General features: G+C 55.8%; 16 protein-coding genes, 1 pseudogene and 1 riboswitch. Of the genes and pseudogenes, 10 read left to right on the top strand and 7 right to left on the bottom strand.

Translation table 11 applies throughout. The features are described 5' to 3' along the window. Positions 1 to 4: 4 nt before the first annotated feature. Entirely contained in the window at positions 5 to 772 is a 768-nt protein-coding gene (locus tag C7476_RS04595; protein WP_114428725.1) for a phosphate/phosphite/phosphonate ABC transporter substrate-binding protein, read from the top strand. On the opposite strand, the gene C7476_RS04600 is transcribed toward C7476_RS04595, so the two are convergent. The 7 genes and pseudogenes from C7476_RS04600 to C7476_RS04630 all read right to left on the bottom strand — a co-directional run bounded on the left by C7476_RS04600 (position 749) and on the right by C7476_RS04630 (position 11,212). Beyond that, positions 749 to 3,325 carry a GcvT family protein gene (locus C7476_RS04600; RefSeq protein WP_114428726.1) on the bottom strand — a complete coding sequence of 859 codons (2,577 nt, stop codon included), beginning with the start codon at positions 3,323 to 3,325 and terminating at the stop codon, positions 749 to 751. The two genes, C7476_RS04595 and C7476_RS04600, sit on opposite strands and share 24 nt — an antisense overlap. Positions 3,326 to 3,384: 59 nt before the next feature. Beyond that, positions 3,385 to 4,965, bottom strand: a complete 1,581-nt coding sequence (locus C7476_RS04605; RefSeq protein WP_114428727.1) for a trimethylamine methyltransferase family protein — start codon at positions 4,963 to 4,965, stop codon at positions 3,385 to 3,387. A 117-nt stretch (positions 4,966 to 5,082) separates the two neighbouring features. After that, a complete protein-coding gene (locus C7476_RS04610; RefSeq protein WP_114428728.1) occupies positions 5,083 to 6,156 on the bottom strand; it encodes a quaternary amine ABC transporter ATP-binding protein in 1,074 nt (357 codons plus the stop codon). Next, positions 6,149 to 7,036: an ABC transporter permease gene (locus tag C7476_RS04615; protein WP_114428729.1), complete on the bottom strand. Its 888-nt coding sequence runs from the start codon at positions 7,034 to 7,036 to the stop codon at positions 6,149 to 6,151. The genes C7476_RS04610 and C7476_RS04615 overlap by 8 nt, the downstream gene beginning before the upstream one ends. 128 nt (positions 7,037 to 7,164) lie before the next feature. Next, positions 7,165 to 8,166: an ABC transporter substrate-binding protein gene (locus tag C7476_RS04620; protein ID WP_114428730.1), complete on the bottom strand. Its 1,002-nt coding sequence runs from the start codon at positions 8,164 to 8,166 to the stop codon at positions 7,165 to 7,167. Positions 8,167 to 9,129: 963 nt separating this feature from the next. Beyond that, positions 9,130 to 10,032: pseudogene (gene mmsB, locus C7476_RS04625) on the bottom strand (3-hydroxyisobutyrate dehydrogenase); the annotation flags it as partial. A 13-nt stretch (positions 10,033 to 10,045) separates the two neighbouring features. Further along, on the bottom strand, positions 10,046 to 11,212 hold the full coding sequence (locus C7476_RS04630) for an isobutyryl-CoA dehydrogenase (RefSeq protein WP_114428732.1): 1,167 nt from the start codon (positions 11,210 to 11,212) through the stop codon (positions 10,046 to 10,048). Between the two features lie 108 nt (positions 11,213 to 11,320). Between C7476_RS04630 and C7476_RS04635 the strand changes: the two genes are divergently transcribed. The 9 genes from C7476_RS04635 (at position 11,321) to C7476_RS04675 (ending at position 21,044) form a co-directional block, all read left to right on the top strand. Next, positions 11,321 to 12,781 carry a cobyric acid synthase gene (locus C7476_RS04635; RefSeq protein ID WP_114428733.1) on the top strand — a complete coding sequence of 487 codons (1,461 nt, stop codon included), beginning with the start codon at positions 11,321 to 11,323 and terminating at the stop codon, positions 12,779 to 12,781. Between the two features lie 56 nt (positions 12,782 to 12,837). Next, a riboswitch (cobalamin riboswitch) is annotated at positions 12,838 to 13,073 on the top strand. Positions 13,074 to 13,122: 49 nt separating this feature from the next. Next, positions 13,123 to 13,302: a CbtB domain-containing protein gene (locus C7476_RS04640; protein ID WP_112528662.1), complete on the top strand. Its 180-nt coding sequence runs from the start codon at positions 13,123 to 13,125 to the stop codon at positions 13,300 to 13,302. A gap of 124 nt (positions 13,303 to 13,426) precedes the next feature. Then, positions 13,427 to 14,152, top strand: a complete 726-nt coding sequence (locus C7476_RS04645) for a CbtA family protein (RefSeq protein ID WP_114428734.1) — start codon at positions 13,427 to 13,429, stop codon at positions 14,150 to 14,152. Next, a complete protein-coding gene (gene cobU / locus C7476_RS04650) occupies positions 14,152 to 14,673 on the top strand; it encodes a bifunctional adenosylcobinamide kinase/adenosylcobinamide-phosphate guanylyltransferase (RefSeq protein ID WP_114428735.1) in 522 nt (173 codons plus the stop codon). The genes C7476_RS04645 and cobU overlap by 1 nt, the downstream gene beginning before the upstream one ends. Positions 14,674 to 14,677: 4 nt before the next feature. Continuing rightward, positions 14,678 to 15,730: a cobalamin biosynthesis protein CobW gene (cobW, locus tag C7476_RS04655; protein WP_114428736.1), complete on the top strand. Its 1,053-nt coding sequence runs from the start codon at positions 14,678 to 14,680 to the stop codon at positions 15,728 to 15,730. An 11-nt stretch (positions 15,731 to 15,741) separates the two neighbouring features. Continuing rightward, on the top strand, positions 15,742 to 19,470 hold the full coding sequence (gene cobN / locus C7476_RS04660) for a cobaltochelatase subunit CobN (RefSeq protein ID WP_114428737.1): 3,729 nt from the start codon (positions 15,742 to 15,744) through the stop codon (positions 19,468 to 19,470). A 26-nt stretch (positions 19,471 to 19,496) separates the two neighbouring features. Continuing rightward, positions 19,497 to 20,135 carry a cob(I)yrinic acid a,c-diamide adenosyltransferase gene (gene cobO, locus C7476_RS04665; RefSeq protein ID WP_114428738.1) on the top strand — a complete coding sequence of 213 codons (639 nt, stop codon included), beginning with the start codon at positions 19,497 to 19,499 and terminating at the stop codon, positions 20,133 to 20,135. Positions 20,136 to 20,223: 88 nt separating this feature from the next. Continuing rightward, positions 20,224 to 20,655, top strand: a complete 432-nt coding sequence (locus tag C7476_RS04670) for a tellurite resistance TerB family protein (RefSeq protein ID WP_112528650.1) — start codon at positions 20,224 to 20,226, stop codon at positions 20,653 to 20,655. Next, positions 20,652 to 21,044 carry a cobalamin biosynthesis protein gene (locus C7476_RS04675; RefSeq protein WP_114428739.1) on the top strand — a complete coding sequence of 131 codons (393 nt, stop codon included), beginning with the start codon at positions 20,652 to 20,654 and terminating at the stop codon, positions 21,042 to 21,044. The genes C7476_RS04670 and C7476_RS04675 overlap by 4 nt, the downstream gene beginning before the upstream one ends. The last annotated feature ends 1 nt before the right edge of the window (position 21,045 follow it).

The raw sequence follows: 21,045 nt of genomic DNA on the forward strand, positions 1-21,045 counted from the left end.
CTCTATGACTCTGGTGGCGGCTTTGCCGATGTATGACTGGCCGGAACGGCGCGCAGAAGTTGACGCGCAGTGGGCGGCCTTGCGTGACACACTACGATCGAACGGCTTTGATGCACCGGAATTCCTTACGCGCCGCAATGCTGATCTGCCGGCGGTTCCTGGCGGCGTAAAAGATAAGACTGGCAATGTCATCGCGCCAGATCCAGCCGTACTTCCACCCGACGAGTTAGATCGGCAGACGCTGTGGTGTCATCCTGGTTTGCTCTTTGCCCAAGCTTGCTGGGGCCCCCTCGAATTGGGTCTTCAAGCTTATGTCCATGTTGTCGGGCAGGATGATTACTCAGGCGTTGATGGTGGAAATGGTGAACTTTATTCAAGTGCACTGGTTATGCGGCGAGGCGAGGGGATGCCCGTCAAAGCGCCCCCCGGCGAAGAGGCCAGGTTACCTCTGGAAATAATGCGGCAGAAACGGCTCGCGTTCAATAGTCACGACTCCATGTCCGGCTATCTCACTCTTCAGCGGGACCTCGAAGCCCAGGGAGAGACGCTGGACCTGTTTATTAGTCATACGGAGACCGGCGGGCATCGCCATTCCGTTGAAGCTGTTGCGGCTGGACGGGCAGACGTCGCTGCTATCGATTGCAAATCCTGGGAACTGGCGCAGCGTTATGATGAAGCCGCCAGCGCCTTGGTCGTCGTCGGCTGGACGGGGAAGCGCAAAGGCTTGCCCTTTATCTCGGCCTTTGAGTTACCCGCGCATCTTTTCGCCTGACGGGTCGAACGGCGGCTCCAGGTTTATCCGGGCGGCGCGGCGAACGCCGAGAATTTCCACCTCGAACAGGCCCTGTCGTTCGCTTCTGGCGAGTTCTGCCGGCACGTAGCCTTGAGCCATCGATTGGCCGACATAATGAGCATAACCGCCGGATGTGACCCAGCCAACAACGCGCCATTCGCCTTGCACGGCTCCCTTGTCGCCCTCATGGGAGACAATTTCACCAGTTGCGTCGAAGCGTGGCGCGCCGACACCATGACCTGCCTGAACCGTCCCGTAATCCTTCGAGGTTTTCGCCCAGATCGGTTCGTCCCCCATGACATCGGCAGCACCCTCGCCATGCGGCACGTCGATCAGGAAGGAGACGCGGCGCAGCTTCGTGCTGGTTCCGGCATCAAACTCAGCCTTCTCCTTGGCTGCCAATTCCCGACCGATAAACTCATTCTTCGAAAGCTTGATGAAGCGGTCCATTGAACCTTCATACGGACCGTAGATTGGACGCAATTCGCGGAACCACGTGGGGAAATTTTTCTCCAGCCGCATGGCGAGCAATGCGCGCATGCCGAAATCAACGATGTTGTATTCGGCGCCTGCGTCCTTGATCGCCTTGTACACCAGGCGCTGGTAAGCGGGCTCCATCCAGATCTCATAGCCGAGGTCGCCAGTGTAGGAGATGCGATTGACCTTGCACGGTGCTCCACCGACAGCCATCTCGCGGAAATCCATGAAGCGGAAAGCCGCGTTTGAAACGTCCTCGTCGACGAGTTTTGCAAGGAGATCGCGTGCTCTGGGACCGGCAATCGCCAGCCCCACCAACGTCTGATCGAAGCGGTGGATTCGCACCGAGCCGTCCCTCGGCTGCTGCTTCTGGAACCAGCGCATGTGATACCGCTGCGCGGCGGACGATCCCCAGATCAGGAACCGGTCGTCTGCTGCCTTGGCGATGGTGAAGTCGCCGATGAGTTTGCCTTCTTCGTTCAGCATGGGAGTGAGGACCAGACGTCCAGTCTTCGGCATGGTGTTGGTCATCAGATGCGACAGAAAAGCCTCGGCACCAGCGCCCGTCACTTCATATTTGGCGAAATTGGCGATTTCGGTGACGCCGACAGTTGTCCGTGTTGCCCGCACTTCGTTGCCGACATGCTCGAAGTCGTTCGAGCGATGATAGGAGACGATATCGCGGGCTTCCGTGCCTTTGGGGGCGAACCATAGCGGAGTTTCGAGGCCCCAGGAATCGCCCATGACTGCATTCTGTGCGACCATTGTGTCGTAGAGCGGCGTCGTCTGCTGAGGACGCGCAGCGGGCAGCTCTTCGTTGGGGAAGCGGATGGAAAAGCGGCGCGAATAGTTCTCGCGCACCTTGGCATTGGTGTAGCGCAGGGTCGCCCATTCGCCGAAGCGGGCGACGTCCATGCCCCAGACGTCGAAGCCAGGCTCGCCATGCACCATCCAGTTGGAAAGAGCGAGGCCAACGCCCCCGCCTTGGCTGAAACCAGCCATGACGGCACAGGCTGTCCAGTAATTGGTGAGACCAGGAACCGGTCCGACAAGCGGGTTGCCGTCCGGCGCGAACGTAAAGGGGCCATTGATGATCTGCTTGATGCCGGCCTTTTCGATACCCGGAAAATGCTTGAAACCCACTTCGAGTGAAGGAGCAATGCGGTCAATATCTGGCGCCAGCAGTTCGTGGCCGAAGTCCCATGGCGTGTTCACAGGCGACCATGGCTTTGCCGCCTTTTCATAGGTGCCGAGCAGAATGCCGTTACGCTCTTGACGGGTATAGATCTCGCCCTTGAAATCCATGACACCGATGAGTTCGCGTCCAGTGGATTTGTTGAACTCCATGACTTCGGGAACGTCTTCGGTAAGGAGATACATGTGCTCCATGGCAAGGACTGGCAGTTCCAGACCGACCATGCGGCCGACTTCGCGGGCCCATAGACCGCCGCAATTGACGACATGTTCGGCCTTTACTGTGCCTTGTTCCGTGACAACATTCCAGGTGCCATCAGTCTCCTGGGTCAATTCAACGACGCGGTTGCGGAGTGTAATTTCCGCGCCAAGCTTGCGCGCCGCCTTGGCGTAGGCATGAGTCGTGCCCGATGGGTCGAGGTGACCTTCGACCGGGTCCCACATGGCGCCGACGAAGTTGGTCTCGTCCATCAGCGGGAACATCGCCTTGGCTTCAGATGGCGTGATCAGTTCTGTATCCATGCCGAGATAGCGGCCACGCGCATGCGCGAGACGCAGGAAATCCATGCGCTCCTGGCTGTCGGCCATCATCACGCCACCTGTCAGATGCAGGCCGCATGACTGCTCCGAGAGTTCCTCGATCTCCTTGTAGAGGCTGACCGTATAGGCCTGCAGTTTGGCAACGTTTGGATCGCCGTTGAGCGTATGGAAACCTCCGGCAGCATGCCAGGATGAACCGGACGTGAGCTCCGATCGCTCGATCAGCATCACGTCTTTCCAGCCGGCGCGTGCAAGGTGATAGAGCACAGAGCATCCAACGACACCGCCTCCTATGACAACTGCTTTAACGTGCGATTTCATATTGTTATGCCTCGTATATGGAAATTTGATTCAACGCCGTGAGAGTCTGATTCAACTGGTCAGAAATCAGTGGGAGCACCACCCTCGGCCTTGCGCTTTGCAACGAAGGCATTGATTTCGTCTTCGATTGCTGGGTTGATCGCTGGTTTCACGTAAGTTGCCAATCGTTCTTTCCAGACTCGATTGGCTCGCTCGATCGCCGTTGGTGAACCGGCTTCTTGCCAGCTCTCGTAGTTGCGCCAGTCGGAAATGATCGGCGCATAGAAGGCATTCTTGTAGCGAGACTGGGTGTGGCCAGTGCCAAAGAAATGGCCGCCTGGACCGACATCGCGCATCGCATCGAGGCCTAGTGCATCTTCCGACAGATCAAGCGGCGTCAGGAATTCCGCCACCATTTGCAACAGGTCGAAGTCGAGCATCATCTTTTCATAGGAACAGCAAAGCCCACCTTCCAACCAGCCCGCGGAATGCAGCATGAAATTGCCGCCGCCCTGGATCGCGCCCCAAAGCGAGAACACCGATTCATAGGCAGCCTGGGCATCCACCGTGTTAGCTGCACACACATTGGATGTGCGGTAGGGGATGCCATAACGGCGAGCCAACTGACCGCCAACCATTTGGGCTTTCATGTATTCGGGAGTGCCAAAGGCGGGAGCACCCGATTTCATGTCGACATTGGAGGTAAATCCGCCGTAACCGACGGGCGCGCCCTTCTTGACCATCTGCGTGAAGGAGATACCGGCCAGCGCCTCGGCATTCTGCTGGACCAATGCTCCTGCAATCGTCACCGGGGCCATGGCGCCCGCGAGGGTGAAGGGCGTGACAATGACGATTTGGCCATTGCCCGACATCTGGATGATGCCCTCCATCATCGGGATATCGAGCTTCAGCGGCGAATTGGTGTTGATGATCGTATAGCAAGATGCTTCGCTCTGCAGCTGTTCGTGGCTGATGCCACGGGCGAGACGCGCAATTTCTATTCCATCCTGGTTTCGTTCCTTGCCGAGCGAATAGATGTGAAACGGCTTGTCGGTCAGTGTCGCAAGATCGCGTATGCATTCCAGATGGCGCACCGAGGGGTGAATATCGATCGGTTCGACCGGGTAACCGCCTGTCGCATTGATGATATTGTGCATCTGAGCCAGTTTCAAAAAATTGCGGAAATCGGCCTGATTACCCGAACGCCGGCCATTGTCCGTGTCAGAGCAATTCGGCGCCGATCCCATTTGGGCAAAGATCAGATTATTGCCGCCAAAACGCACATTATGTGCGGGGTTGCGAGCATGCAGCGTGAACTCGGATGGCGCGTGGCTGACATATTCAAGGATCATTTCCTTGTTGAAACGAACGCGCATTGTACCAGGAGTGACGTCAGCGCCGGCCTCTTTCATGATTTCGCGTGCACCGTCGTGCAGCACGTCCACCCCAATCTCCTGCAGCACTTTAAGCGATGCATCGTGGATCGATTCAAGTTCATCGTCGGAAACGATCTTTGTCGGTGTAAATGGGATTTTGAGCTGCCGAAACGGCGGCTGATCGAAAGCACCGCTTTCAACGCTACGTGGCCGCGCCCGCCCGCCACGTCTGCCATGGTCCCTGGCTGATGCGTTTGCGTCGGTCTCAACTGCAGGTTCACTCATTGCTTATGCCCTCATTCGCACCTGTCACAGGCGATGGTCCACTATCGCCAGAGCACGGCGCAGGGTGCGCGGCGTGAGCGACGCCGAGCGCAAGGGAAGCGACACCGACGGCGTTGACTATTCCGCCGCAGCTTTCGATGTCAGATGGCTGATAGGTGTGACCATCGCTTGAATCAAATTATTCATGCTGATGACGCCAGTGGGTTTCCCGTTATCATCAATAACCGTTGCATATTGCTGGTTGGCGTCGGTCATTGTCTTGGCAGCTTCTTCAAGAATTGTGCCGGTTTTGACTGTCACTCCGCCCGTTGCTGACGGCGCGCCGGATTGCGTGGCAATAGTGTCGACCATGATAACCCGGCCGCGATTGACCTCTTTCACGAAGCTTGAAATATACTCGTCTGCAGGTTTTAGAACGATATCCTGCCCGGTTCCTTGTTGGACAACTTCACCGTCACGAAGGATTGCGATGCGATCGCCCAGGCGCAAAGCCTCGTCGAGATCGTGAGTGATGAAAACGACCGTTTTCTTGATTTCCTTCTGCAGATCGAGAAGAACCGATTGCATGTCCATGCGAATAAGCGGGTCGAGCGCTGAGAAAGCTTCGTCCATCAGCAGGATAGGTGCGTCGTTGGTCAGGGCGCGAGCGAGACCGACACGCTGCTGCATGCCACCGGAAAGCTGGTTGGGATAATGATCCTCAAACCCTTTGAGGCCCACCCGGCCGATCCAGCGCCTAGCCTGCTCCTCCTGTTTTTCCCGCGACAGGCCCTGTATCTCAAGGCCATAGACGGTGTTATCCAGCACCGTGCGATGGGGCAGCAAAGCAAATTTCTGGAAAACCATCGCCGTCTTGTGTCGCCGGAATTGACGCAGATCGTTCTGGTTCATCTTGCACACATCGGCGCCATCGATGATGACTTCACCTGCCGTTGGATCAATCAGGCGATTGATGTGGCGGATCAATGTGGACTTTCCTGAACCTGAGAGCCCCATAACAACTTGGATGCAACCGGCTGGCATATCGATGTTGATGTCGCGCAAGCCAAGAACATGTCCATGATCTTCATTGAGTTCGGTCTTTGACATGCCTTTCTTCACCGCCTCGACATAGGCTTGCGGTCTCTGGCCGAAAATCTTGTAGAGATTCTTGATCTTGATGCCTGCTCCCTGAACCGAACGATCAGCCATGGACAACCTCCTGGTGCTTCTGAAGACGCTTGCCATAGGCCTGACTAACGCGGTCGAAGATGATGGCGATGCCAACGATGGCAAGGCCGTTGAAAAGTCCGAGCGAGAAAAACTGGCCGTTCACCGAACGCAGAACGGGCTGTCCAAGTCCTTGGACGCCTATCATCGATGCGATAACCACCATAGCGAGAGCCATCATGATTGTCTGATTGATACCGGCCATAATTGTCGGAAGGGCGAGCGGGATCTGAACGTTTCTCAATCGCTGCCAACTCGACGAACCGAATGCGTCAGCCGCCTCCAGGACGTCCTTGTCAACGAGCCTGATACCAAGATTGGTCAGGCGAATCATTGGCGGAATAGCGTAAATCACAACGGCGATAAGGCCTGGGACCTTGCCGATGCCAAGCAACATCACAACCGGAATCAAATAGACGAAGCTCGGCATTGTCTGCATGACATCAAGAATGGGATTGACCATTCGCTGGAAACCATCAGAACGCGCCATCACAATGCCAATCGGGATACCAACGACGATGGAAACGACCGTGCCGACGAAGATCATGGCAATGGTCTTCATCGCGTCACTCCACATATCGAAATAGCCGATGAGGAGAAGGGTCAGGATGGTACCACCTACGATCTTCCAGTTGCGGCTGGCTATCCATGCAATGCCGCCAATGAGAACGATCATGACCGGCCACGGCGTCGTCGTCATGAAACGTTCCGCCTGAATGAGAAAATACTGCAGGGGTTGAAAAAACGATTCAATGATGTCGCCATATTGACGGGTGAACGCCTTGAAACCCTCGTCCATCGTCTTTTTCAGGTTGCGCAGCGTGTCGTCATTCATATTGGGAAATGAGTAAAACCAATCCATTTGTCTGTGCCCCTTCTATAGCCACCCCAAGCGCTACGCTTTTTGAATGGCTGAAGTGGTTGAACGCTGTGACGCTCAACCTATCAAGAGTAGGATACGGCGAAGCCCTGCTTCGCCGTATCTGACAATTATTGTATGGCTGCCTTGATTTTCTCTGCGGCTTCCGGCGAGACCCACTTTGTCCAAACAGCCTCATTGTTCTTGAGGTAATATTTGGCGCCATCGTCACCCGTAGCTTGGTTGTCGACCATCCAGGCTAGCAGCTTGTTGAATTCTTCAGTCGAAAGCTGCCGCTTTTTCAGATAATCGAAGGCGGGGCCAGCAGCGTCAGAAAATTTCTTTGTGACAACAGTGTAGATATCAGACTTCGCCCATCCGTTAGGCTTTGGATCGGGGCAATCGGCAACGACAGTGCAGCGTTTCCATTCGGCTTCGTCAAATGGTACGCCATTGTCGAGCTTGACCATGGGATACTTACCAAGGATTGCGGTGGGGCCCCAATAGTATCCGAGCCAAGGCTCTTTGCGCTCGTACGCCTTGGCTATTGAGCCATCAAGACCCGCTGCTGAACCTGTATCGACAAGCATGAAGCCGTTTTTGTCGCCGCCATAGGCCTTATAGAAGTTGGTGGTCGTGATCTGGCAAGCCCAACCCGAAGGGCAATTATAAACTGCGCCTTTCTTGGGGTCTTCCGGAGCGGGGAACAATTCCGGGTGCTTCATCGCGTCCGCAATCGTCTTAATCTCCGGGTGCGCATCAGCGAAATATTTAGGGATCCACCAGCTTTCCGTGCCGCCTTCGGTAATGGCAGGCGCGGCCAGCACCAGTCTTTCTTCCTTGACAGCCTTCTCAATGAGGTCACGGACAGTATTGAGCCAGCCCTCCGGTGCTATGTCCGGCTGACCCTTTTCTAACATCGACGTGAAAGTTGGAACCGTGTCGCCAGCCACCAGTTCGGCGTCGCAGCCATAACCTTCTGATAGTATGATCTTGTCCAGGTTGGCCAAAGCTTCGGCGGAGGGCCAGTTCATATTGGCGATTGTTACAGTGCCGCATTCTGCAGCCGATGCCGATCCAGCGTAGCCGAAAAGACCAGCGGCGAGTATAGTTGAAGCGAGTAGCTTCTTCATGTGCTTTATCTCCCACTCTTTGACAGTTCACCCGAATACGAATTCTAACTTGGTACTGTCCTACCCAGTTGTTCGCTTATGTGCCATTTGGCATCCTTATCCCGGCAGAATGCAATGCTTTCTTTGAATAAATGCGGTGCATCGCGACAAGGCCTGTCGATATAACGACGCCGGGACAATGAATGCGAACCAAGGCACAATGTTCATCCATGCATCGTAACAAACCAATCGATGAAAGATCAACGTTTTAGACAATTTCCTTTATCGATTCATTTGAAACGGCCATGCCTTGCCGCGTGGTGAGGTGTGGCGTCAATTGTCGTGACGCTTTTCTGTTTGCGCCACGCTGTTGTTTGGTCGCAAAACGGCGCAATCTAGACCGACAGGCGATTTGCGCATGCCTGCCATGCGAATTTGCGAGGCTGAATGCAGAAAATGCGACACCCCATGGCGAATTTTCCTGATCAAATTTCAGGCAAGTAGCGCATTTGAGAGGCAACAATAGTTTTCTCTTCGAGGTGCAGGAATGCTCTATATTTTTAACCGCAATAACCGCGTCCATATTTCGTGGAATGCCACTGAAAAGCGCAACGCACCATCGAACAACGCGAAGAGCGGCGTAGCGTCGGCTCTTTCGTTCATATGGACGCGTTCGGCGGGCTGATCTACCAACGTGATTTATGCAGAACCGCTGCCTTTTCAGGTGGCGGTTTTTCTTTGCATTTCGGAACCGGAGCATTTGAAAAAAACCGCCCTGTCCCAGAGTGGAGCAGTGCGGTCTTTGTATACTGGATATAGTCCGAAGAAGGTGCAACTCCGGTACGCAGTACCTGATCCGGAGCAGGCAAGCAGGGTCTTGGTCTGCTTACCTGTAAAGTTTTAACCGGACATCGTTACCGCGAGGTTAGCAAGTGCTTAAGCAAATCTAAATTTGGAAGATTTCTGGGGCTTTGCTCTGTGTTTTCAGTTATCGCGTTTGGATTCGCGCAAGAAATTTACAATTCCTGAAAAATCAGAACCCTCATTGCCAGCCGAATTGAACGCCGCATAGAGCTCCTCGGCATGGGCGCCAAGCGGCGTCGCTGCTCCTACGCTCGCGGCGGCGTCCTGCGACAGCTTGAGGTCTTTCAACATCAATGCAGCGGCAAATCCCGGCTTATAGCCATTATTCGCTGGAGACGTGGCAACCGGGCCGGGCACCGGACAGTATGTGGTCAGCGACCAACATTGCCCGGATGAAGTCGAGGCTACGTCAAATAGTGCTTGATGCGAGAGGCCAAGTTTTTCTGCCAGCGTGAAAGCCTCGCTAACGCCGATCATCGAGATACCGAGGATCATGTTGTTGCAGATCTTTGCGGCTTGTCCGTTGCCGGCTTCGCCGCAATGCACTATGCGGCCCGCCATGGGCTTAAGAATGGGTTCAGCTTTCGCAAACGCTTCAGCGCTGCTGCCAACCATGAACGTCAGCGTACCGGCTGCTGCGCCGCCAATACCGCCAGAAACAGGTGCATCGACCGAAAGCAGCCCATTCGCTTGAGCAATCTCGTGAGCATTTCGCGCCGAATGGACATCGATTGTAGACGAATCTATGAAAAGCGCGCCTTTTCGCGCTTTTTTTGCAACAGCTTCATAAACCGTCAATACGTGTTTGCCTGCAGGAAGCATCGTGATGACGACATCGGCTTCAGCCACCGCTGTTTCAGCGCTGTCTGTAACATCCACGCCGTTACCTCGGGCTGTTTCAAGGTTTTCCGGCAGTATATCGAAGCCCAGCACCTTTTGTCCCGCTTTGACAAGATTGGCCGCCATAGGATTGCCCATGTGCCCGAGACCAATAAAAGCGACAGTCGCCATTGCAGTTTTCTCCTGATGAAATTGTTTAGTGACTGGTCATATGCCTTGCGATGATAACGCGCATGATTTCATTCGTTCCCTCGAGTATCTGGTGAACGCGCAGATCACGAACGATCTTCTCGATGCCATAATCGTGCAGATAACCGTAACCACCATGGATCTGCAGCGCGTCGTTGGCGACATTGAAGCCAACATCTGTAACGAAGCGCTTGGCCATGGCTGACCATTTCGACGCGTCATGGGCCTTTCGGTCGAGCTTCGATGCAGCCGTGTAGAGCAGCATTCGTGCCGCAGAAAGATCGGTCTCCATGTCAGCAAGCTTGAACTGTAACGCCTGGAACTGGTTAATCGCCCTGCCAAAGGCCTTACGCTCGGAGGCATAGGCTACGGCTTTGTCCAGTGCCGACTGTGCACCGCCGAGAGAGCAGGCCGCAATATTGAGACGTCCGCCATCAAGGCCACCCATGGCAATCTTGAAGCCGTCGCCTTCCTCGCCAAGACGGTTTGACACAGGAACCCGGCAATTGTCGAATATGACCTGCCTTGTCGATTGAGCGTTCCAGCCCATCTTGAACTCATTTGCACCGAACGAAAGACCGGGGGCGTCTTTCGGGATTACAAGTGCTGAAATGCCTTTCGGTCCGTCCTCGCCGGTCCGTACCATTGTCACGTAGACGTCGGAGTCGCCGGCGCCTGAGATAAACTGCTTGGCACCGTTGAGCACATACTCATCGCCGTCACGCACCGCGCGCGTCTTCAGTGCTGCAGCATCGGAACCAGAATTGGGTTCGGTCAGGCAATAGCTGGCCAACCACTCCATGGACGTCAATTTCGGTACAAAGCGCAGACGTTGCTCCTCGTTGCCAAAGAGATCAATCATCCATGTCCCCATATTGTGGATGGAAATAAACGCCGAGAATGCAGGGCAAGCCGCCGACAGGGCTTCGAAAATCAGAACGGCATCAAGCCGCTTCAGCCCTGAACCGCCCACATCTTCACGCACGTAGATACCGCCCATTCCAAGCGGACCGGTTTCACGAATCACATCTGCGGGAAAATGCTTTTCGCGGTCCCAGGCGAGCGCATTGGGTGCCACACGATCAGCGGCAAACGCCCGGGCCATGTCCTGGATTGCCAGTTGGTCCTCGTTCAGCTCGAACTGACCGGTAGCCGAATCGACCAGCGTGTCCATGGTAACCTCCCTGCATTCTTGTTCCGTCCACTCTATCCCAAGCACCAAGTGGCGCAACGTCTTCGGGTGGGACTAGGAAGAGAAAGACATATCCGCTACTCAAAGCCCATGACGCACGCAATCATGTTGCAGGGAACTGGCTCTGATGTTGGGAAATCGGTCCTCGTGGCGGGACTTTGCCGGCTAGCGCGCAATCGCGGCTTGAAGGTGCGCCCCTTCAAGCCGCAGAACATGTCAAACAATGCCGCCGTCAGCGACGATGGCGGGGAGATCGGCCGGGCGCAATGGCTGCAGGCACTGGCTTGCGGCGTGCCTTCATCGGTGCATATGAACCCGGTGCTTCTAAAACCGCAGTCTGAAACCGGCAGCCAGATCATCGTGCACGGCAAGGTCTGGGGACAAGCCAAGGGCCGCGACTATCAGAAATTCAAGTCACAGCTGCTCGATGCGGTCATGGCGTCTTGGGATATCGTGCGGGAAGGTACGGATCTTGTTATTGTAGAGGGTGCGGGATCGCCTGCGGAAATCAATCTGCGCGCTGGCGATATTGCCAATATGGGTTTCGCCACCCGCGCCAACGTTCCGGTTGTGCTGGTGGGCGATATCGACCGTGGCGGGGTTATCGCATCGATCGTCGGCACACACGCGATTCTTCAACCGGAGGATCGAGACATGATCATTGGCTACATCATCAACAAGTTTCGCGGCGACATTTCGCTGTTCGATGATGGGCTCAAATCTATAACGCAATTTACCGGCTGGCCATCCTTCGGTGTCGTTCCGTGGCTGCGCGATGCCTCACGTTTGCCCGCCGAAGATTCCGTAGTGCTTGAGCGGCTGGTCAGGGGGGAGGGGCGGGCCTTGAAAATCGCAGTACCTGTCCTCGACCGCATTGCTAATTTCGATGACTTCGATCCGCTAATGGCAGAGCCGCTGGTGGACGTGGTCATGGTAAGAAGTGGCGAGCGGCTGCCTCCGGATGCCGGACTTGTGATCATTCCCGGTTCCAAATCCACGATTGGCGATCTCTTGCGCTTCAAGGAAAATGGCTGGGACCGGGATCTCGATGTGCACAGGCGGCGCGGCGGTCATATCATTGGCATCTGCGGCGGATATCAAATGCTCGGCCGCACTGTCCGCGATCCCGATGGAATTGAAGGAAATATCACGGAAGTAGAAGGTCTCGGTCATCTCGATATCGATACGGTCATGGAACCGGAAAAGACGGTGCGCAACGTAGAGGCACATTCGCTGCAGTTCGATTTGCCATTGAAGGGCTACGAGATTCACCTTGGTAGAACAACGGGACCGGACTGCGAGCGACCAACAGTTCGCATCAACGGCACAGCGGATGGTGCCACCTCCAGGGACGGCAAAGTTTTTGGCAGCTATTTGCACGGGCTATTCGTAGACGATGGTTTCAGGGCGGTATTCTTACAATCCATGGGTATTGCTGCGGACGCGCTCGATTATCATGCCGGGGTAGACCAGGCTCTCGATTCCATAGCCGGCCAACTGTCGGTCGTGCTTGATATCGACCGGCTGCTCGCGCTCGAATCACAGCGATGATGCGGCAGCAGCGGTTGGTGTCGCAGTTTCGTTTGACATTCGTGGCGCTTGGTGAATAACGTCACCACATGATTGGTTCCCGATATCGGCCAAAGGCCAAGGGATCAAAAGGGAATGCGACGGCCGTACCCATCAGGGCGACCTAACCGCAGCCGACCCCGCGACTGTAGAGCGGCGAGGGTCAATGTCAGCGCCAGAAGCGAAAGCTGATGGCAGCCACTGGGAAACCGGGAAGGCGGCATTGATCTTTTGACCCGCGAGCCAGGAGACCTGCCAGTCATAGGGCAATCGTGCCCAAAACCGAAGGGGATTGTCCCTTCTGGCCCTGCACGGAGGTTGTTATGGCTGCTACTCGTACTTCGACTACGATTTCTCTCCCGCTCGCATCGCGTCTAACCACGGCGGTGTTTTCGCTTATGCTCGGCGTGTTCATCATTTACGGTGTCGGTCTTTCGCATTCCGAAACGCTGCATGATACCGCGCACGACACCCGCCATTCATATGGATTTCCCTGCCATTGAGCTTTTCACTAGCTGAATAGACGATTCAGCTATCTGCTCTTACGCATTGAAAAATTACAATTTGTTTGGTCCGGGGCCTTTTCAGGTACCCGGCATCTCGCTTTAGGGATGGGGGAGTGAATTCATGTTGGTTAAGTATCTATTGGCTACCATAGTAGCTGGTCTTTTTGCCGGTATTCTTTTGACACCGGCAATGTATGTGCGGAACGTTCCGCTTATTCTGCATGCCGAGGAATATGAAAACGCCGGCGGTCCTGAACATAGCCATGACGCTGCAGGGGCGACGTCTGAAGCTGCACCTGCTGCCGTAGCGCCGCACGAACATGAAAAAGAGGTAAGCCCTGCGCTTCCATTTGGCCGCTTTGGCAATACGCTGCTGATCAATCTCGTTGCCGGTGCTGGCTTTGCCCTCATCACAGGAGCTGCCGCGCTTTTTCTGGGTCGCAGGATCACGCTTCAAAATGGTATTTATTGGGGTCTTGCAGGCTTCTTTATTTTCAATCTTGCGCCGGCATTCAGCCTTTCACCGGAACTCCCGGCAATGCCTGCCGCCGATCTTGCCACAAGGCAGGCATGGTGGCTGATTACAGTTCTGCTGACGGCAGGCGGCGTTTATCTCATCGTGCTTCGCGACGAGATCTGGGCAAAGGTGCTGGGCATTGCGCTGATCGTGGCTCCGCACGTTTATGGTGCGCCTGAAGCCGATGATCTGACCTCAAGCGTACCGCCGACATTGGCTTCCGAATTTGCGGTGTCGACACTGGCAACCAACCTGTTCTTCTGGGTGGTGCTCGGAACAGCGCTTGGTTGGGCCATTCAACATTACGCGCAATCGGAGCTGGATGCCTGATGCAACTCGAACGCAGAGCAACCTTTGTTTTGGGCGGCGCGCGTTCCGGTAAATCCTCTTTTGCCGAGGGGTTGATCGAGGCATCTGGTATGGATGCAGTCTATCTTGCTACTGGCAGAGCATGGGACGATGAAATGTCGGAGCGGATCGGGCTGCACAAGGCGCGGCGGGGTCCGAATTGGACAACGATCGAGGAACCTCTCGATCTTGCGGGCGCTCTGGAAAAAGAATGTGCCGACAACAAAGCGATCCTCGTCGACTGCCTGACATTATGGCTCACCAATCTGATGATGTCTGAGAAAGATATCGAAACAGAGACAGCGCGGCTTGTTGCGGTGCTGCCCACGTTCAAAGGTGCCGTGGTGCTCGTCTCCAATGAGGTCGGCCTCGGCATCGTGCCGGAAAACCGCATGGCGCGCGACTTTCGCGACCATGCAGGCCGGCTCCATCAAGCCGTGGCTGCTACTGCGGCTCAGGTCTATTTCGTGGCAGCAGGACTGCCGCTCAAAATGAAGGGATAACACCATGCAGGGTCAAAAGATTCCGGCAACCGTCATCACCGGCTTTCTCGGTTCTGGAAAAACGACGATGATCCGCAACCTCCTTGAAAATGCCAACGGCAAGCGTATTGCGTTGATCATCAACGAATTTGGCGATCTTGGCGTTGACGGCAACTTGCTTAAAGGGTGCGGTATCGAGGCCTGTCGCGACGAGGATATGATTGAACTGAACAATGGCTGCATCTGCTGCACCGTTGCGGATGATTTCATTCCAACGATGACCAAACTCTTGGATCGGCCGGATCGCTTCGATCACATTGTCATCGAGACGTCGGGATTGGCTTTACCGCAGCCGCTGGTTGCCGCGTTCAACTGGCCGGAGATCAAGACACAAGTTACTGTCGATGGTGTGGTGACTGTCATCGACGCAGCCGCGGTTTCGGAGGGACGTTTTGCCGACGATCATGACAAGGTCGACGCGCAACGGGAACGGGATGAATCGCTTGATCATGACAGTCCGCTGGAAGAGCTGTTCGAAGACCAGATCCGTGCTGCCGATCTAATCATCCTCAACAAGTCCGATCTTATCAGTGATGCCGAGCTGACGAGTGTTCGCAGCGATGTGCAGAGCCGATCCTCGCGCTCGCTCAACATGGTTTCAGCAAGCTACGGCAAGCTTAGCAATGAATTGCTGCTCGGCCTTGGTGTCGGCACCGAGGAAGACATCGCCAATCGCCAGTCGCATCACGAGATGGAGCATGCGGCAGGCGAAGCGCACGATCATGATGAGTTCGAGAGCTTCGTCGTCGGACTTGGTCCAGTGGTCGAGCCCAAATCATTCGTCGAAAAGCTCAAAGCAGTGATTGCCGATCACGATGTCCTGCGGCTCAAGGGCTTCGTCGATGTTCCCGGCAAGCCGATGCGTCTTGTGATTCAGGCCGTCGGTTCACGTATCGAACATTACTTCGATCGCAGTTGGAACCCTGGCGAAGAGCGTCAGACGCGGCTCGTTGTGATTGGTTTGCACGATATCGATACGGCGGCCATCTCAACGGCAATGAACGCTGCCGCGGCCTGATAGGAAACTGAATGCATCTCCTGCTGGCCCAGAAAGGCACGATCGCTGAAGGCGCCGAGGCCATAGACCTTGGCCAGACGCCGGGAGATGTGTTGTTTCTTTCCGCGGCCGATACGGAACTGGCAAGCCTTAGCTTTGCCCGGCGACAAAACGACGTCGTATCGTTACGTCTTGCCAATATGATGGCTCTGGCACATCCCATGTCGGTCGATGCCTATGTTGAGCGTACGGCGCGCCATGCAAAGCTTATTGTTGTGCGGATTATCGGCGGCGAAAGCTATTGGCCTTACGGGCTGGAAGCGTTGCATGCTTGCGCGATCAATCACAAGGTACAGCTTGCGGTGCTGCCAGGTGACGATAAGCCGGACCCGGGGCTGGACCGGTTTTCCACGATTTCACGACAGGATCGCGATGCGCTCTGGCACTATCTGCTGGAGGGTGGCGCGCAGAACGCCCTACGTTTCCTCGATTATTGTGGATCACTGATCGACGGCAAGGATAAGCCGCAGGAAGCAGCGCCGCTTTTGAAAGCCGGGTTGTGGTGGCCGGGCAGCGCCGCGCCATCGCTGGAAGAATTGCGTGGACAATGGCAGGATAATGCATCGGTCGTTGCCGTCTGTTTTTACCGCGCACTGGTGCAGAGCGGGCAGACACAGCCGGCCGAAGCTTTGATCGATGCGCTGAAAGCCAAGGGGCTCAATCCTTTACCGGTGTTCGTTTCCAGCCTGAAAGATCCGGTATCTGTGGCGACGCTAGAGAGCATTTTCGCCGAGGCGCCGCCTTCTGTCGTGCTCAATTCGACTGGCTTTGCCGTTTCCGCGCCGGGCAGCGCACGCAAAGCTACCGTGCTCGAACACGACGGCGCGATGGTGCTGCAGGTGATCTTTTCCGGATCGAGCATCGAACAATGGCGCGGCTCCGATCAGGGATTGTCAGCCCGCGACCTGGCAATGAATGTGGCACTACCGGAGGTCGACGGACGTGTTCTTTCGCGCGCGGTGTCATTCAAATCCGCACGGCACTATGACGATAGCACCCAGGCCAATATCGTCACGCATGAACCGATGGCCGACCGCGTGGAGTTTGTTGCTGCGCTGGCAGCGAACTGGGCGCGGCTTCGTGCTGCGAAGCCTGCTTCACGCCGTGTCGCGCTGATTATGGCAAACTACCCTAATCGCGATGGGCGGCTTGGCAATGGTGTGGGTTTGGATACGCCTGCTGGTACCTGGCATATCCTGCATGCGATGCGCGAGCAGGGCTATCCGGTTGCCAGCGTACCAAGCGACGGCGACGCGCTGATCAACCATATGATGTCGGGCCCGACCAACGCAGCCCACGATGGGCGGGAAATCCGCGAAACGATTTCCTTGGATCAATACAGAAGCTTCTTCGAAAAGCTTCCGCAATCGATTCAAGACATTGTCACCTCGCGCTGGGGGCAGCCGGAGGCCGATCCGTACTTCATGGAGCATGCCGAGACGTTTGCCCTGCCGCTGGCGCGCTTCGGCGAAACGCTCGTCGGCATTCAGCCGGCGCGCGGCTATAACATCGATCCGAAAGAAACATACCATTCGCCGGACCTTGTGCCGCCGCATGGCTATCTCGCGTTCTACGCCTATCTGCGGGAGGTATATGGCGCGCATGCCATTGTGCATGTCGGCAAGCACGGCAATCTTGAATGGTTGCCGGGCAAGTCGCTGGCGCTTTCGGAAAACTGTTATCCAGAAGCCGTGCTTGGGCCCGTCCCGCATATCTACCCGTTTATCGTCAACGATCCGGGTGAGGGAACCCAGGCCAAGCGCCGCTCGTCGGCAGTGATTATCGACCATCTGACGCCGCCGCTCACCCGCGCCGAGAGCTATGGTCCGCTCAAAGACCTTGAAGCGCTGGTGGACGAATATTACGAGGCATCCGGTGTCGATCCGCGCCGTCTTGTGCGTCTTAAGGCGCAAATTCTCGATCTGGTGCGCGATATCGGGCTGGACAGTGATGCGGGCATTCACGACCATGACCCGGACGATCTCGCTCTGCAGAAACTCGATGCGTATCTTTGTGATTTGAAGGAAATGCAAATCCGCGATGGCCTGCATGTTTTTGGACGATCGCCGGAAGGGCGTCTGCTGACCGATCTCGTGGTTGCGCTGGCGCGCGTGCCACGCGGGGCCGGCCATGGCGCCGATCAGAGCCTGCAGCGGGCGATTGCGCTTGATCTCGGGCTGGAGGGCTTCGACCCGCTGGATTGTGAGATGGCCAAGCCATGGGACGGGCCTCGCCCCGATATCTTGCAAGCTATTTCGGATGAGCCTTGGCGCATCGCCGGCGATACCGTCGAACGTGTCGAGCTACTGGCCGCCAAATTGGTGGCCGGAGAGGTGGATTGCACTCAGGATTGGGCAGCGACAATTGCCGTACTTGACGGCATCGGCACCAACTTGCGTTCTGCCGTTACCGCTTGTGGCGATGCCGAGATGAACGCGTTGCTGACGGCACTGGACGGACGTTTCGTTGTGCCGGGGCCGTCGGGGGCGCCAACTCGCGGGCGCCCGGATGTCTTGCCGACTGGGCGAAACTTCTTTTCGGTCGATAGCCGCGCCGTGCCAACGCCGGCCGCATGGGAGCTCGGGCAGAAATCCGCCGAGCTTCTGATCCGACGCTACACCCAGGATCATGGCGAATGGCCGACATCCTTTGGCCTTACGGCCTGGGGCACGTCGAATATGCGCACCGGCGGCGACGATATTGCGCAAGCGCTGGCACTGATCGGTGCCAAGCCGGTGTGGGATATGGCCTCGCGCCGGGTTACCGGTTACGAGATCATCCCGACGGCCATGCTTGGTCGTCCACGCGTCGATGTAACCTTGAGAATTTCGGGGTTCTTCCGTGATGCATTTCCAGACCAGATAGCGCTGTTCGACACGGCAGTGCGGGCAGTGGGCGCTTTGGATGAAGATGCCGAGGATAATCCTATCGCCGCACGCATGCGCAGCGAGCAGGTGCGGCTCATTGGAGAAGGCACAGAAGAAAAGCTGGCCAGACAACGCGCCGGTTTTCGCGTATTCGGCTCCAAGCCGGGTGCCTATGGTGCTGGCCTGCAAGCACTCATGGACGAAAACGACTGGACAAAGCGCGACGATCTGGCCGAAGCCTGGCTCGTCTGGGGCGGCTATGCCTATGGCGCGGGCATCGAGGGCAATGCTGAGCGGGGCTTACTCGAAGAACGGCTGCGGGACGTCAACGCAGTCGTGCAAAATCAGGACAACCGCGAGCACGATCTGCTCGATTCCGACGATTACTACCAGTTCGAAGGCGGTATGTCGGCGGCGGTGGAACTTGTCTCGGGCGAGCGCCCCGCCATCTACCACAATGACCATTCACGTCCGGAAAAACCCGTTATCCGCACGCTTGAAGAAGAAATCGCCCGTACGGTTCGTGGCCGCGTGACCAACCCGAAATGGATTACTGGCGTGATGCGCCATGGCTATAAGGGTGCATTCGAGATGGCGGCGACCGTGGATTATCTTTTTGCCTTCGCCGCTACCACCGGCGCTGTCGGCAACCACCACTTCGAAGCTGTCTACCAGGCATTTCTGGTAAACGACGACGTGCGGAATTTTCTGGCCGAGAAGAACCCGCATGCCTTGCGTGATATTGCGGAAAAGTTGGAACAGGCGGTCACGCGCGACTTCTGGAGGCCGCGTTCCAACTCGGCGCGCTACGATTTAAGCAAACTTGCCGCTTGATAATTTGATTCGGAAGGGAAAGCCAAATGGCTGAAAAGTCACAAAAATTGCAGAATCTGACCGAAGCGGAAATCAATGAGCGGCACGCCGACAAGATGCGCAAGAAGAAAGCGGTGCGCGACAAAATTCTGGCAACAAAGACCGACGAAAAAGGTCTGGTGATCGTCAATACCGGTAAAGGAAAAGGCAAATCCACGGCCGGTTTCGGCGTTGTATTCCGGGCGCTCGGCCATGGCATGAAGATCGGCGTCGTCCAGTTCGTCAAGGGATCATGGGATACGGGCGAGCGTTGGGTTCTGGAGAAATTCCCCGAGCAGGTGACGATTTCCGCCATGGGCGAGGGATTTACGTGGGAAACGCAGGATCGTGCCCGCGATATCGCCATGGCGCGCGATGCGTGGGAACAGGCCAAGATGATGATCCTCGACGACGAAACCGAGTTGGTTCTCTGCGACGAACTGAACATTGCCCTGCGTTATGACTATCTGCCGGTGGATGAAATCATCGAAGTTCTGAAGCAGAAGCCGCATATGAAACATGTGATCATCACTGGCCGTAACGCCAAGGATGAGCTCATCGAGTTTGCGGATCTTGTCACCGAGATGGAAATGATCAAGCATCCGTTCCGATCGGGCATCAAGGCTCAAAAGGGCATCGAATTTTAATTTTGTAGATGCTGGCCTGAGGCGTTTCGCTACTTGAATTCGGCTGTCTGTACTGCAATCAATCAGTAGAGACAATTTTGGGGGTAAAATGAGCGAAAGCATTTTTGATCGGATCGCGACATTTCTGGGTACGAAAAGTGCGGTGCAGAAGGTTGCCGATGACCCGGTGTTGACAGCAGAACTTTTGCTGCTGCTGCACATAGCATTGGCGGATGGAAAGACTGATAAAGCCGAATATGGCGCGATTCTGCGTGTCGCTTCGAATGATTTCGGAATTTCGCCTGAGGAGTTCGGAGAAGTCGCTGAATACCTCAAGGACTTCGGTTACGAGACCACAAGTACCCAAGCGGCGCTGGCCTTTGCGGACGTGTCGTTTGAACGTAAGGTTCAGTTGCTGCGTCATCTTTTGGCGATTGCGAATGCCGACGATGAATTGGATGCCAAGGAAGCCAATCTGATCCGCAAGACGGCCGATCTTTTGGGCGTAACACCGGAAGAACTGCACAAGAAGCACGTATGACTTCGCCAATCTATGCGCTGGGGGTGGGGTGCGAACGGGGATGCGCGCCCGACGAGCTCTTCGACCTCGTCAACAAGGTCTTGCAAAACGCGGCCATTGAGCCATCGAATCTAAGCGGCATACATTCCATAGACTTGCGACGTGGCGAGCCAGCCATTGTAGATGTGGCGCGGAAATTCAGCCGCCCTGTTTGCTACTTCAGCGCTTCCTTTCTGGAAGAACAGACACCGAGTTTGCTGAACCCGTCCGATCGCGTTTTTGCACTGATGGGATGTCACGGCGTGGCTGAAGCCGCCGCCCTTGCAGGTGTTGGACCGACAGGCGTATTGGTCGTTGGAAAAACAAAATCGGCTCATGCCACAGCAGCATTGGCTGTAACAAAGAGATAAA

It is taken from the genome of Phyllobacterium bourgognense (assembly GCF_003337575.1).
Taxonomy (GTDB): domain Bacteria; phylum Pseudomonadota; class Alphaproteobacteria; order Rhizobiales; family Rhizobiaceae; genus Phyllobacterium; species Phyllobacterium bourgognense.